The organism is Streptomyces sp. S3(2020), assembly GCF_013044505.1.
Taxonomy (GTDB): Bacteria; Actinomycetota; Actinomycetes; order Streptomycetales; family Streptomycetaceae; genus Streptomyces.
Genome location: NZ_JABERD010000088.1, coordinates 23391 through 37084, shown reverse-complemented (window position 1 = coordinate 37084; position 13694 = coordinate 23391). Strand labels below are relative to the sequence as shown.

The following is a 13694-nucleotide window of genomic DNA, read 5'->3' as shown; positions in this document are numbered from 1 at the left end:
CCGGGCGGCGAGGGGGCGGGGGGGGTAGGGGGCTCCCCGGGCGGGGCGGGCGGGGGGCGCGCCGGCGGTGCGGTCGGTGGCCGGTGCCTCTCCACGGCCCTGTCGGAGCCCACGGCCGCCCACGCAGGCACGGCTGCCGGGGAACGCGCGGTGGTGCTGGCCCCCCTTTGCAACGCTCACGCCTGGGGGGGGCCGGTGACCGAGGTCCCGGCGCCGACGGACCTCCGCAGCCGCGCCTGAGCGCGCGGGTGACGAGGTCCAGCGGGGCGGAGAGCTCGATCACCGGGATCTCCCATGGGTGGGCGTTCGCGAGGCGGGCGAGTACCCGCGCCAGTTCCTCGTCGTCCGTCTCTGCGTCGACGTACGTGGTCACCGACAGGGTCGAGGAGAGGAACCGGTCACCGACCGAACCGAGGGAGGGCCGGGCGCCGGGCCGGACGGTGAAGCCCTCGACGCCGAAGGCCACTTCGAAGACGTCGCCATAGACACCGAAGTCCCCGAGCTCGGGCGAGGTCTCCAGCACGCGCAGCAACGTGGCGAAGGACTCGTCGGAGCGCAGCGCGTCGAGGTCCCCCTCCGCGCAGGCGACCAGGGTCGCCGTCTCGACCGGCCAGTACACCTTGATCGTCCGGACCGTCCGACGCCGGACGGACGCCTGCGGGGACCCGCGATCCCGCCCGGCGGCTTCCGGCGTCATCGTCGTCGTAACCATGCGCATGCGTCTCTCGTACTCGGCGGCGGCTGACACATGGAATGCTAGGCGTGCATTAAATACATGGCAAGATGCATATGCTGCACACGTCATGATCGCGCAGGTCGCACGGACCGCATGGGTCGCACGGGAGACGACGGTAGGGTTCGAGGCTGGCAACCACTGGCACGCCACCCGGGCGACCGGGCGCGTCGTTACGGCGGAGGAGCACGTGGACTCGACCGTGGCAAAGGGCCTGGATGCCCTGGCGATGCTCAGTCGCGGCGCGGCCGAGGGTCGACGACACGGCTCGGCCCCGTCCGTCTCGGAACTGGCCAGGACCATGGGCCGCGACCGCAGTCAGCTGTCCCGCACCGTCACCGCCATGGCCGCGGAGGAGTTCGTCGCCCGCGACGACATCTCGGGAGGACTCACGCCGCACTGGCGGCTCTACGCGGCGGCACGCGATCTCACCACGCACCGACTGCACACCGACGGCCTCACCGCGCTGGAGGGCATGGCCGCCCAGACCGGCGAGAGCTGCTACCTCGGCGTCCTCGTCGGCGACACCACCGTGACCGTCGCGGAACGGGTACCTCCCGGCAGCCGCCAGCTCGGCTCATGGATCGGCCGCCCGTATCCGGCCTATTGCAGTGACTGCGGCCAGGCCCTGCTGAGCGACGCCACCGACGACGAGGTGGCCTCCGTCTTCTCCCGCACCGACTTCGTACGCCACGGCCCTCGCACACCGACCGACGTCGACGACTTCCTGCGCCGGCTGGCGGTGACCCGGCGGCGCGGCTACTCGATCGTCGACGAGGAAGCCGAACCCGGCCTGTACTCGGTCGCCGTACCGGTCCGCGATTTCACGGACGAGGTCGTCGCCGCGGTCCAGGTCGTCGGACCGCGACGGCGCCTGGAACCCAGAACCCAGGAGTGCGTAGCCGCAGCCCTGCACTGGGGACGCCGTCTGGAGGCCGCCTTGCGCGGAACCTGAGCGCACATCCCGGCTACGTTGCAACCACTACGACGTCCATCTGTCGACGCGAGCGAGTGCGGTCGACCGACCACGCCACCCGCTGCGGGCCACGCGATCCGGTCAGGCGTCGACCGCCTCGCGCCGGGTGGCCGGGCGGGCCGACGCGGCGATCCGGGCCGCACGGTCCGGCATGGTGAACGCGAACAGCGCGGCGACCGCGGAGACGGCCGCGAGCACCAGGTAGGCGTGCTGGAACGCGGAGACCGGTGGATGGGCGTCGACGCCTGTGCCGACGGCGGTGGCCGAGGCCAGCACGGCGGTGACCACGGCGGGAGCGGCGGCGTTGGCTGCCTGCCGTACGACCGTGTTGAGGGTGGAGGCGTGCGAGACGTCGGCTTTCGCGATCGAGGTGAACGAGGCGACCGTGGTGGGCATGAACACCCCGCCCATGGCGGCGCCGAGCAGGAACATGAGCCCCCGGAACGCCCACAGCGAGAACTCCGCGTCCAGCCGGGAGAAGGCGACCAGTACCAGCGCCACCCCGAGGAGCCCGCAGCCTGCGATACGGCGGGGGCCGACCCGCGCGTAGAGCGGGCCGACGAGCTGGACGGTGAGCAGCACCCCCAGAGCCTCGGCGAAGGTGGCGGAACCGGACTCCCAGGCGCTCAGCCCCAGGCCCTCCTGGAGGAAGAGCGGGCCGAGGAACATCGCCCCCATGAAGCCGATGAAACCGATGAAGGCGATGATGTTGGTGTCGCGGAAGAGCCGGTCGGCGAAGAGACGGACCCGCAGAGCGGGTTCGGGTACCCACAGTTCGACCACGACGGCCGCACCCAGCAGGGCCGCACCGCCGATCAGCGCGGCCATCACCAGCGGACTCCCCCAGCCCATCTCGGCGCCCTCACTCACGCCGAACATCAGCCCGGCCGTGCCGAAGGCGGTGAGCACCAGGCCCGGCAGGTCGAGGCGCCCGGGGACGTGGTCCCGGTGCCGGTCGAGGAAGAGCAGCCCGAAGACCAGGACCGCGGCGCCGATGGGGAGGTTGGCGTAGAACACCCAGCGCCATGACAGGTGGTCGACGAGCCAGCCCGCCCCCATCGGTGCCAGGGCGGGCGCGACCTGCTGCGGGATGATCATGTAGCGGGAGACCTTGACCTGCTCGGACAGGCTGAAGGTGCGGTAGAGCAGGGCAGCGGTGACCGGTAGCAGGATGCCTGCCGCCAGGCCCTGGAGAGCACGCCAGGCGACGAGTTCGCCGAGCGACCCGGCCGCTCCGCAGAGCCCGGAGGCGAGGGTGAAGACGGCGAACGAGACAAGTACCGTGCTCCGGCCGCCGAAGCGGTCCCCGAGCCACGCCGAGACCGGGACGGCGAGACCGACACAGACGGGGTAGACCACGACGACGGCATCCAGGCCGGCGGTGGCGAGCCCGAAGTCCCGTCCGATGGAGGGCAGGGCGACAGTGGTTCCGGCTCCGTCCACGATGGACATGAACGCGGTGACCACACAGACGATGGGGACGACGATGCGCTGGTTGAGACGTACGGACACATGATGAGCATACTCAGTATGAGTATGCTCATCATTGTCAGGAGTCTTCGCCGCACCGGGAACGGCCGGCCGTCCGGCGGTCCGCCGCCCGCATGCGGTAGGAACGGACCTGCGGCGCACAGCAGTTGTGGTCCGTGAAGACAAGCCGACGAGGACGGGAGCGCCACGGTGAGGGACGTACCGGGCAGCAGTGATCCATTGGTGGACGAGATGTTCGCCACCACCCACCGGCTGCGGTCCTACGTCGACGGAAGACTGGCCGAGAAGGGCACCTCGGTGGCGCGGCTGCGCGCGCTGCGTTTTCTCGCCCATGCCGCCGAGCCGATGCGGATGCGCGACCTCAGCGACATGCTGGGCATCGCCGCCCGCACCGCGACCAGCCTGGTGGACGCCCTGGAGAGGGACCACCTGGTGGTCCGGCTGCCGCACCCCACCGACCGTCGAGCCCATCTGCTCGCCCTCACCGACGCGGGCCGCTCCTGCCACGAGGAGGCGGAGGATCTGGACCGGGAGGCCCTCAGCACGGCCACCGGCGCCCTCACCGCCGAAGACCGCGCCACCCTGCGCACCCTCCTGGCCCGGATCCGCGACACGGTCGACACCGCGCCGAAGCACCCCCAGCCCTCCGGAAAGCCCCACGGCGCACGGCACGAGACACGCCCCCGGCCGGACTAGCGCCGACGTGATCGCTTCAGGGTGCCTTCCCGCCTCCGGAGTGTGCTCGGGCCGCGCATCGGGTCAGACGACGAGTCCGCCGTCCAGGGAGTCCGAGGACAGCCGTACCGCTCCCTGTGCCGTGATCAGCACCTGCTCCTCCAGCTTGACGCCCTCGCGTCCGCCCACTTCACCGATGAAGCTCTCGGCGCACACGACCATGCCCTCCTCGAACACTCCGTCGTAGCCGGACTGTTCGCGGTCGGCCGCGCAGGTGACCACAGGGCTCTCGTCGGCCAGCCCCGCGCCATGGACGAGCATCATGTACCGGCGCGGCACGAACTCGGCCGGTACCGCCCAGCACTTCGCACCGAACTCGGCGAACGACATACCGGGCTGGATGAGTTCGACGTTGGTGAGGACCTGTTCCTGGGCGAGTTCGTAGAGTCGGCGCTGCTCGCCCGTGGGAGGCTTGCCGGGGCACACGAACGCGCGTGAGAGGTCCGCCATGTACCCGGCGGGTCCGATCATGTCGGTGTCGAACGCGACCAGGTCTCCCGCCTCGATGACCCTGTTGCCGCACTCCTGGAACCACGGGTTGGTCCTGGGGCCGGAGGCGAGAAGACGGCACTCGATCCATTCGCCGTCGTGGGCGATGTTCGTTTCGTGGAGGATCGACCAGAGCTGGTTCTCGGTCATGCCGGGGACGACCGACTCCCGCATTCGACGGATCGCGACGTCCGCCACGTCGACCGCGAGCTGGAGACACTGGATCTCCTCGGGGGTCTTGACCATGCGCGCGAGTTCCAGTGGCTCCTGCGCGTCGAAGAGGGAGATCCCGGCCCGCACCAGCAGTTCGGCGTTCCAGGGCTCGCAGCGGTCGACTGCCAGCCGTTGGTCGGTCCCGCCGTGTGCCCGCATCAGCTCGATCACTTCCCGCGCCCATTGCTCCGACTTCTCCGGCCGACGGGGGCCGGTCAGAAAGTAGAACGGGGAGGTGCCGGGCCGTACCTCGTCGACGGTCTCGAAGCCGTCGGCCAGGTGCAGGGAGGTCCCGAACTCGAACATCACCACCGGGCCGTCCACGGGGACGAACACGTAGCGTCCGGGGGCGTGCATCGTCCAGATCTGCATGTTCCGGGTGCCCGTCGCGTAGCGGATGTTCAACGGGTCCGCGAGCAGCGCGGCGCCGTAGTCCGCTCGCACCAGCTGCTCCCGGACCCTTGCCAGGCGATCGGTGTTCAAGCGCCTGGCGTCGATCCGTTCGAGCCTGCCGGGTATGTCGATCTCCAGCTGCCCCGGATGTTCGGAGGACGTCTCCGGGGGTCGGCTCGCCGCGCTCTCGCGGATACGGCTCACTGCTTCAGGAAGCCCTTCTCCTTGAGGAAGTCGGTGGCGACGGCGGCGGGTTCCTCGCCCTTGGCGCTCACCCGGGCGTTCAGCTCCTGCATCACCGACGTGGTCAGCACCTCGGCGAGCGGCTTGAGCACTTGCAGGATCTGCGGGTGCTCCTCGTCCGTCTTCTTCATCACCTGGGGAACGGCGTTGTAGATGGGGAAGAAGGACTTGTCGTCGTCGAGCACGTGCAGGCCGAGTGCGCTGATGCGGCCGTCGGTGGTGAACACCTCGCCGAAGTCGCAGGTGCCCTTGCCTGTCTGGGTGTAGATCACGCCGATGCCGAGCGAGGTCGTCGTGCCGCCGGTGATGTCGTAGGCCTTCTTGAAGCCCGGATAGCCGTCGATGCGGCTGAGGAACTCCGACTCGACACAGACCTTCGACGAAGGGTTCTCGTTGAGGTACGCGGCCATGTCGGAGTCGGTCTCCACGTTGTTCTTCTTGGCGAAGTCGTCGGAGACCGCGAAGGCGAAGGTGTTGTTGAAGGGGGCTCGTTGTCCCCAGACCACGCCGTTCTCGAGGTCCATCTTCTTGACCGCGTCGTACTGCTTCTCGGCGTCGAAGATCGGCTTCTGCTTGAGGAAGTCGACCCAGGCCGTTCCGGTGTACTCCCAGTAGACGTCGCTCTCCCCGCGGGTGAGCTTCGCCCGGGTCTGGCTGGCGCCCTTGCTGTTGGTCTCGTCGACGGCCTTCGCTCCCGCGGCGCACATCATCTTGAGGGTGAGCTGGCCCAGCAGCAGCTGTTCGTCGAACTCCTTGGAGCCGACCTTCACCGTGACCCCGTCGAGCGCGGCGGGATCGACCGAGCCCGCCTTCACTCCCGTACAGGGGCCCTTTCCGGTGTCCGCGCCGCCCTCGCTCAGGCCGCTGCCACAGGCGGTCGCTCCGAGCAGGGCTGTGGCCAGTGTGACGGTGACAACGGTCAGTCTCGGGGAAGAGTTCATGGCTTGTCCTTCTGGTTCTCTCCGTGCTGCGGCGTGCCGCGGCAGGCAGGGGTGATCGATGGTCAGAGGGCGCGGATCGCGAGGTCGGTCAGCGGATGCCGCGGGGGGTGAGGCAACGCTGGAGAATCCCCGCGGCCCAGTCCATGAGCAGGGCGAGCACGGCGATCATCACGGAGGCCACCAGGACGGCGAAGGGGCGGTCGCTGCGCACCGCGCCGAACAGCGTGGCGCCCAGACCGCCGGCCCCGAGGAAGCTCCCCAGGGGAACCGTGGCCACGGCGAGCACGATCGCGGTACGGGTGCCGGCACCGATGATGGGTACGGCCAGCGGCAACTCGACACCGAACAGGATTCGGGCCGGGGACATGCCCATCCCCTTGGCGGCGTCGAGCACGCTGGGGTCGATGCCCTGCAGGCCGACGATGGTGTTGCGCAGTACGGACAGGGCTGTGTAGGCGGTCAGGATGATCACGACGGCCCAGAAGCCGATGAACAGATAGCTCCCGAACAGGGCCAGCAACCCGAGGCTGGGGGCGGACTGGCCGAGATTTCCCACGGCGAGCACGAACGGTGCCAGCCACCGGGTCCGACGGCGGGTCACCAGGACACCCAGCGGAACGGCGATCAGCAACACCAGTACGGCGATGACCACGCTGATGTAGATGTGCTCGATGACGGCGTGGCGCAGCGTCGCCCAGTGGAGCATGTTGGCTTCGACCACGTCGACACTGCGGCCCTGGACGACGGCGTAGAGGAGGGCGAGGACGATCGCGCACAGTGCCGGCACGGTCGAGGTGCTCCGGCTGAGAACCGGTTTCCCCTGGGTGTCACGGGACTCGGTCTTGTCCACGAGGGCCGCCGGCGCGGCCGTCGACGTCATGGGGCACCGACCTGATCGCGCTGTCCGGCCGAGACGACCCGGCTCAGGATGTCGTCGATGCTGACCGTTCCGACCGGCTCGCCGTCCTTCACGACGGTCACCGAGCGCAGGCCCTTGCCCACCATCAGGTCCAGCGCCTCGTGCAACGTGCGGGACGGCTCCACGCTCTCGGGCGCGGCGGGCCGTTCCGCGTTCTTGTCGAACGCGAGGGAGTCGACGCGCTCGAAGTGCAGCCGTTTCAGTGCCGCTCCCGCCCCGATGAACCCTTCCACGAACGCGTCGGCGGGGTCGGCGAGGATCCGCTCAGGGGTGTCGTACTGGACGATGCGTGAGCCCTCGCGGAGCACGGCTATGCGGTCGCCGAGCTTCAGTGCCTCGTCGAAGTCATGGGTGACGAAGATGATCGTCTTGCGCAGGATCTTCTGCAACGACAGGAACTCGTCCTGGAGCCTGGCGCGGGTGATCGGGTCGACGGCGCCGAACGGTTCGTCCATCAGCATGATCGGGGGGTCGGCCGCCAAGGCGCGGGCGACGCCGACGCGTTGCTGCTGGCCGCCGGAGAGCTGACGCGGGTAGCGCCTGCCGTACTGGCCGGGATCGAGTCCGACCAGGGTGAGCATCTCGTCGACACGCGCACTGACGTCCTTCTTGTTCCACTTGAGCATCCTCGGGACCAGGCCGACGTTGTGCGCGATGGTCAGGTGGGGGATGAGCCCGGTCTGCTGGATCACGTAGCCGATACGGCGGCGCAGTGTGACGTCGTCGAGGGCCGCGGCGTCCTCGCCGCCGATCGTGATCCGCCCCGAGGTGGGTGTGATGAGGCGGTTGATCATCCGCATCGTGGTGGTCTTGCCGCAACCGGAGGGGCCGACGAAGACGACGATCTCTCCGGCGGGGATCTCCATGGTGATGGCGTCCACGGCGGGCTTGGCCGCGCCCGGGTACGACTTGGTCAGGTCTTCCAGGACGATCGGGAGGCCGGCTGACTCGGCGGCGGTGTCTGTGGTGGTTCGGGTTCGCTCAAACACGGATTCCCCTGGGCATGGTGAGGCGACGGACGACGACGAAGAGGGCGTCGAAGGCCAGCGCGATGAGGGCGACGAAGAGCACGCACACCAGGGCCTCGTTCCCGGTGTTCGCCGAGCCGAGGTTGTCGAGCGAGGCGTAACCGTAGTAACCGAGCCCCATGTTGACCACGAAGGCGGCGATGGTGACGATGCCGACGGTCAGCTGCGCCGACACCCGCAGCCCGGCGAGGATGACCGGCCAGGCCGTCGGCAGTTCGACCTGCCAGAGCCGGCGGAATCGGTTCATCCCCATGCCTCGGGCGGCGTCGAGCAGGTCCTCGTCGACGCTCTGGAGCCCGACGACGCTGTTGCGCAGGATCGGCAGCACCGCGTACATCACCAGTGGTGGGAACACGGCCAGCAGGTTGCCGCCGACCAAGGAGAACAGGATGCCGAAGACCGCGACGGAGGGCAGGGTGAAGCCGACGGCCGCGGTGGCGACGCAGAAGTTGGCTGCCGTACGCCTTCGGTGGACGAGGATCGCCAGCCCGACCCCGATCACCGCGGCGCACAGGATGGTGTAGAGCGAGAGGAGTGCGTGCTGCTGCACCCGGACGACGATGTCGGCGCGATTGTTGGAGAGGTACTCGCTGAAGGTGAGTCCGAAACCGGCCATGTGGATCACCGGCCGGTGGAGGGATAGTCGATGCGACAAAGCCTTGGGACCATGACCACTGCCTTTCACGCAGCGCGTCGTCCGTGACGAGGCGCTCCAGCTGTGTGCGGAGCAACCTAGGCCTCTCGCGGGTCACGAGGTAGCCTTCGTCTCCTTCACAAGGCAGTGGAGATTCCTTGGGCACGACTCGGACGGTGTCCGATTCAGGCCGTCGTCGCCCTGACCAGTTCGCGGAGCCGGGCAGCGGCCATCTCGATCACGGCCTGGACCGGACGGGAGAGCACCGCGTTGTGCCGGCACACGATCGCGAAGTGGTCGTAGAGCCGTGGTTCCAGCGAGAAGCAGTGCAGCCGTGCGGGCAGCTTGTCCTGGTACCGGCGCACGACGCTGCGGGCGGTGATCGCGTCGGCGAGTCCCAACGCGGCCACCTCCAGGGCGGTTTCCACGTTCTCGACCTCGATGGCCGGCTGCAAGGTGCCGCCCACCGACTGCACGGCACTCCTGAGCTGTTGCCGGGTGTAGTCGGCGTCACCCCAGGTGACCTCGGACAGCACCAGTGTGGCGGCGGCGAGGTCGTCGCAGGACACGAACTGCTGGGTCCGATCCGGATCCGCGGTGACGTACACGACCTCGTCACGGGTGACCGGTGTGACGCGCAGCGCGCTGTCGTCGATGGGCAGGGCCACCAGGGCCGCCTCCAGCTGGCCGCGGCGGACCAGCTCGATGGTGTCCATGGAGTTCTGTCCGATGAGGGCGAGCCGGGCCGAGGGGAAGCGCTCGCGCATGTCGGCGACGAGCTGGGTCTCCAGGTAGAGGTGGGCGGCGCCGAAGAGCCCGAACCGGATGGTCCCGGTGACCGCCCGGTCCGCGTCGGCGACCGCTCTGCTCCCCTGCTCGACCGCGTCGAGCGCCTGCCGGGCGTGGCCCTCGAACGCCGAAGCGGCCTCGGTGGGCACGACCCCACGCCCGACCCGCTGGAAGAGGACGGTGGACAGCGCCCGCTCCAGCAGCCGGATCTGCTGCGCCAGTGATGGCTGGGCCAGACCGAGGGCGTCGGCCGCCTTGGTGAACGAGCCGTGTTCGACCGTCGCCACGAAGCAGCGAAGCTGGTGCAGCGTGACCAAGGCAACTCCTTTGGCTCCCGAAGGAGGCAGAGGCTACCTCATCAGCTGTGGGCGCCCTAGGTTGCATCGCGAACACAGTGGGCGCGCGTCGTCCCCGACGGCACGCCGAAGTGAGAGGCAGCGATCATGATTACTGTGGGCTTTGTCGGTCTCGGCAGTATGGGCGGACCGATGTGTCGCCGTCTGGCGCAGGCCGGCTACAACGTGCACGCGTTCGACATCGACCCCACGAAGGTCGCCTCGGCGGTCGACGCCGGAGCTGTCGCCGCCGAGTCCGCGACCGCCTGCGCTTCCGCGGCGGACATCTTCCTGACGTCGCTGCCGCGTCCCGACCACGTGGAGGCCGTCATGGTCGACGGGGGCGCGCTGGCGGCGCTGCGCCCGGGCTCCGTCTGGGTCGACCTCACCACCAACGACATCGGCCTCGTCTCCCGCCTCACCGCTCGCGCGCCCCAAGGCGTCAGCGTCGTCGACTCACCGGTGACCGGCGCCGTCGACGGCGCCCGCAACGGCCGCCTCACCCTGTTCGCCGGGGGCGACCCGACCGACGTCGAGCGGGTCCGCCCCATCCTCGAAACCCTGGGCACAGTGATCGCCTGCGGCCCGCTCGGCACCGGGAACGTCGTCAAACTGGTCACCAACCAGCTGTGGTTCATCTCCGCCGCGGCCATCGGCGAGGGGTTCGCACTCGGGGTACGCAACGGTGTCGAGCTGGAGGTGCTCTGGTCCGCGATCCGGCAGTCCGTCGGGGACTCCTTCGTCGCCTCGCACGACGCCCCTTCCATCTTCGCCGGGCACTACGATCCCTCGTTCACCCTGGACCTGTGCCTCAAGGATCTTCGCCTCATCCAGGGCCTCCAGAACGACCTCGGTGCCGAGCTGCCCCTCACCGACGCCGCCCGCGGTGCGTTCAAGGTCGCCGCCGACCGGTACGGACCCGATGCGGCCGAGCTGCATGTCGCCAAGCGCATCGAAGAGGACGCGGACGTCTCCTTCCGCCTCGCCGGGGACTGGGTTCCGCCGTGGGAGGTCGACGACAGCAACTCCCCCGCCCCGGTCGGGACATGAGGCCCGGAGATGCAACGGCACCCCGCCCTTGTGCGGTACGGACCGACACCTGCCGGCGGTGAGTCCGCCCTCGTGAACGATGTCGGCTCAGGCATCCAGTCCGTCGACCGAGCCCTGACCATCCTGGAGGTGCTCGCCCGCACCGGCGCGGCCGGCGTCACCGAGATCGCCGACGAACTCGACGTCAACAAGAGCACGGCCTGGCGGATGCTGGCCACTCTCAGGCAGCACCGGCTCGTGGAGCAGTCGGGTGACCGGGGGAAGTACCGCCTCGGAACGGGCCTTCTGCGACTGGCCCGAGCGACCGGCGTCGGCCTGGCGCTGCTCCAGGAGGCACGGCCGCCGTGCCGACGGCTCGCGGCCGAGACGGGCGCACCCGTGAACGTCGCGGTGCTGTCGGGCAGTTCGGTGTTCTATCTGGATCAGGTGCCGGGCCCGACGGCGCCGCATTCCCGCAACCCCGTGGGACGGCATCTCCCGCTGCACGCGACGAGCGACGGCAAGGTGCTGCTGTCCGGCCTGGAGCACGGCAGGCTGACAGAGGTGCTCGGCGACCTCTCACGGTGTGCCCCGCTCACGCTCGCTGAAGCGGAGACCCTGCGCGAGGAGCTCAGCCGGATCCGCGAACTCGGCTTCGCGGTCACCGAAGACGAGTGGGAGGACGGCCTGACGTCGCTGGCCGCACCGGTCCGGAACGCCCGAGGCGATGTGATCGCCTCGATGAGCGTCTTCCACCCCACGGACGAGCACCTTGAGAGTGTCGTGCCCCTGCTCCTGGACACCACCGCCGAGGTGTCCCGACGGCTGGGGCAGGACAAGCGTTGAGGTCGCTCGCGACCACGGCCCGTCCGGGTACCGGCCACGCGCGGATCCGTGATCTCCGGGCTTCCTGACAGCAGGTCCGCCGAACAACAGTTGCGCGTCGAGCAACGGGCTGTGCGTACATGCCCGGGGGCCGACGCGCGGAGAGTGAGTCAACAGGTGCCAGAGCTCTTCATCGACGGCGCGTGGACGAGTGCGCGCGGCGGATCCCGTCGCACGATCCGGTGTCCGGCCGACGGGAGGTCCGTCGGCGAGGTGGACGAGGCCGGTCGCGAGGACACCGAGGCCGCCGTCGCGGCCGCCGCCAACGCGTTCCACCAAGGCCCGTGGCCGACGACGCCGAGCCGTGAGCGGGGCGATCTCCTGCTGAGGGTGGCCGATCTCCTCGCTCGCGACCGTACCGAGATCGCGCGGATGGAGTCGCTCGACACCGGCAAGCGGCTGGTGGAGTCGGAGTACGACGTCGACGACGTGGTCTCGGTGTTCCGGCACTACGGCCGCGTCGCCGCCGAGGACGCCGGCCGGGTGGTCGACACCGGCAACCCGGGCGTGGTCAGCCGGATCGTGCACGAGCCGATCGGGGTCTGCGGCCTGATCACACCGTGGAACTACCCGCTGCTCCAGGTGTCCTGGAAGGTCGCACCCTGCCTGGCCGCCGGCAACACGTTCGTGCTCAAGCCGAGCGAGATCACCCCGCACAGCGCGATCCACCTGATGAAGGTGCTGAAGGAGGCGGGCCTGCCCGCCGGGGTGGGCAACCTGGTCCTGGGGACCGGTCCCGAGGCCGGCGCCCCGCTCTCGACCGACCCGCGGGTCGACCTCGTCTCGTTCACCGGCGGCCTTGAGACCGGACGCCGGATCATGGCGGCGGCGTCGGCGAGCGTCAAGAAGGTGGCCCTCGAACTCGGCGGCAAGAACCCCAACATCGTCTTCGCGGACGCCGAATTCGACGTCGCCCTCGACTTCGCCCTCACCGCCGTCTTCCTCCACTCCGGGCAGGTCTGTTCGGCCGGCGCCCGACTCGTCGTCGAGGAGTCGGTCCATGACGAGTTCGTGGACGCGCTGGTGGACGGCGCGCGGCGGATCCGGCTCGGTGGCCCCTTCGACGAGAAGGCGGAGACAGGTCCGCTCACCAGCGCCCAGCACCACGACAAGGTCGAGGCGTACGTGGCCGCCGGCCTCGCCGAGGGTGCCGTACTGCGCTGCGGCGGACGACGTCCCGACGACCCCGGGCTCGCCGAGGGCTTCTACTACCTGCCGACCGTGCTCGACCGGTGCACCGGCGACATGTCGGTGACCCAGGAGGAGTCCTTCGGTCCGGTGCTGACGGTCGAGACGTTCCGCGGCGAGGACGAGGCGGTCGCGATCGCCAACGACAGCGTCTACGGGCTGGCCGGCGCCGTGTGGACCCAGGACGCCGGCAAGGCGGAGCGGGTCGCCGCCCGGCTGCGGATGGGCACGGTGTGGATCAACGACTACCACCCCTACGTGCCGCAAGCCGAGTGGGGCGGTTACAAGCAGTCCGGCATCGGGCGCGAGCTGGGGCGGGCCGGGCTCGACGAGTACCGCGAGACCAAGCACGTCTGGCACAACATCCGGCCTACGGCACAGGGTTGGTTCTCGGGTCGGAACAGCACACCGTGAGGACGCCCTTCGTGTCACGCGCGGCAACCCCGCAAAGGGGACGGCCGGTGCTGGACGCGTGGGCCCGGGACCTGTTCCGGATGCGGGTGTGCTCGCCCTCACGCCTGATCCCGGGCCCGCGCCTCGGTCAGACGGCCGATTGCTGATCGCTTCGGGGCGAAGGGCCTGGCCGAACGGCTGATGTCCGCGGCAGGGACGGCGGCAAAGAATTCACATGCCCTGCCATCAGGCTGCCTGCCCCGGAACGGAGACGCCGCCC

The 13694-nt window shown here is 69.6% G+C and carries 13 protein-coding genes; 5 read left to right on the top strand and 8 right to left on the bottom strand.

Going from position 1 to position 13694, the window contains the following annotated elements:
* Positions 1-718: hypothetical protein (locus tag HLK59_RS51235; protein WP_240982652.1), on the bottom strand; the 718-nt coding region annotated here is incomplete at its 3' end.
* An 85-nt stretch (positions 719-803) separates the two neighbouring features.
* Here HLK59_RS51235 and HLK59_RS26210 point away from each other — a divergent pair.
* Entirely contained in the window at positions 804-1688 is an 885-nt protein-coding gene (locus HLK59_RS26210) for an IclR family transcriptional regulator (protein ID WP_206327604.1), read from the top strand.
* 102 nt (positions 1689-1790) lie between these two features.
* Here the strand turns inward: HLK59_RS26210 and HLK59_RS26205 are convergent, their stop codons facing one another.
* Positions 1791-3221 carry a DHA2 family efflux MFS transporter permease subunit gene (locus tag HLK59_RS26205; protein ID WP_346779816.1) on the bottom strand — a complete coding sequence of 477 codons (1431 nt, stop codon included), beginning with the start codon at positions 3219-3221 and terminating at the stop codon, positions 1791-1793.
* 168 nt (positions 3222-3389) lie between these two features.
* On the opposite strand from HLK59_RS26205, the gene HLK59_RS26200 reads away from it, so the two are divergent.
* A complete protein-coding gene (locus HLK59_RS26200; protein WP_346779815.1) occupies positions 3390-3896 on the top strand; it encodes a MarR family winged helix-turn-helix transcriptional regulator in 507 nt (168 codons plus the stop codon).
* Positions 3897-3959: 63 nt separating this feature from the next.
* On the opposite strand, the gene HLK59_RS26195 is transcribed toward HLK59_RS26200, so the two are convergent.
* The 6 genes from HLK59_RS26195 to HLK59_RS26170 all read right to left on the bottom strand — a co-directional run bounded on the left by HLK59_RS26195 (position 3960) and on the right by HLK59_RS26170 (position 9901).
* Positions 3960-5234 (bottom strand): Xaa-Pro peptidase family protein, encoded by a 1275-nt coding sequence (locus HLK59_RS26195; protein WP_171143966.1) that lies wholly within the window; start codon positions 5232-5234, stop codon positions 3960-3962.
* Positions 5231-6214 carry a glycine betaine ABC transporter substrate-binding protein gene (locus HLK59_RS26190; protein ID WP_171143965.1) on the bottom strand — a complete coding sequence of 328 codons (984 nt, stop codon included), beginning with the start codon at positions 6212-6214 and terminating at the stop codon, positions 5231-5233. Before HLK59_RS26190 ends, HLK59_RS26195 begins: the two co-directional genes overlap by 4 nt.
* An 88-nt stretch (positions 6215-6302) precedes the next feature.
* Positions 6303-7094, bottom strand: a complete 792-nt coding sequence (locus HLK59_RS26185; RefSeq protein WP_171143964.1) for an ABC transporter permease — start codon at positions 7092-7094, stop codon at positions 6303-6305.
* A complete protein-coding gene (locus HLK59_RS26180) occupies positions 7091-8065 on the bottom strand; it encodes an ABC transporter ATP-binding protein (RefSeq protein WP_346779817.1) in 975 nt (324 codons plus the stop codon). The genes HLK59_RS26185 and HLK59_RS26180 overlap by 4 nt, the downstream gene beginning before the upstream one ends.
* A gap of 49 nt (positions 8066-8114) precedes the next feature.
* A complete protein-coding gene (locus HLK59_RS26175) occupies positions 8115-8777 on the bottom strand; it encodes an ABC transporter permease (protein WP_171143962.1) in 663 nt (220 codons plus the stop codon).
* Between the two features lie 203 nt (positions 8778-8980).
* On the bottom strand, positions 8981-9901 hold the full coding sequence (locus tag HLK59_RS26170; protein ID WP_171143961.1) for a LysR family transcriptional regulator: 921 nt from the start codon (positions 9899-9901) through the stop codon (positions 8981-8983).
* 126 nt (positions 9902-10027) lie between these two features.
* Between HLK59_RS26170 and HLK59_RS26165 the strand changes: the two genes are divergently transcribed.
* The 3 genes from HLK59_RS26165 (at position 10028) to HLK59_RS26155 (ending at position 13435) form a co-directional block, all read left to right on the top strand.
* Positions 10028-10969, top strand: coding sequence for an NAD(P)-dependent oxidoreductase (locus HLK59_RS26165; RefSeq protein WP_277349526.1), 942 nt, complete (start codon positions 10028-10030; stop codon positions 10967-10969).
* Between the two features lie 72 nt (positions 10970-11041).
* The gene (locus tag HLK59_RS26160; RefSeq protein ID WP_206327603.1) at positions 11042-11794 is read left to right on the top strand and encodes an IclR family transcriptional regulator; all 753 of its coding nucleotides are present in this window, start codon (positions 11042-11044) and stop codon (positions 11792-11794) included.
* Positions 11795-11950: 156 nt separating this feature from the next.
* Positions 11951-13435, top strand: coding sequence for an aldehyde dehydrogenase family protein (locus tag HLK59_RS26155; RefSeq protein WP_171143958.1), 1485 nt, complete (start codon positions 11951-11953; stop codon positions 13433-13435).
* The last annotated feature ends 259 nt before the right edge of the window (positions 13436-13694 follow it).

What these genes read in the sequence shown, in the direction of transcription:
- HLK59_RS26165 (WP_277349526.1), top strand. Translation starts at nt 10,028, where the DNA reads ATGATTACTGTGGGCTTTGTCGGTCTCGGCAGTATGGGCGGACCGATG.
- HLK59_RS26210 (WP_206327604.1), top strand. Translation starts at nt 804, where the DNA reads ATGATCGCGCAGGTCGCACGGACCGCATGGGTCGCACGGGAGACGACG.
- HLK59_RS26175 (WP_171143962.1), bottom strand. Translation starts at nt 8,777, where the DNA reads ATGGCCGGTTTCGGACTCACCTTCAGCGAGTACCTCTCCAACAATCGC.
- HLK59_RS26190 (WP_171143965.1), bottom strand. Translation starts at nt 6,214, where the DNA reads ATGAACTCTTCCCCGAGACTGACCGTTGTCACCGTCACACTGGCCACA.
- HLK59_RS26185 (WP_171143964.1), bottom strand. Translation starts at nt 7,094, where the DNA reads ATGACGTCGACGGCCGCGCCGGCGGCCCTCGTGGACAAGACCGAGTCC.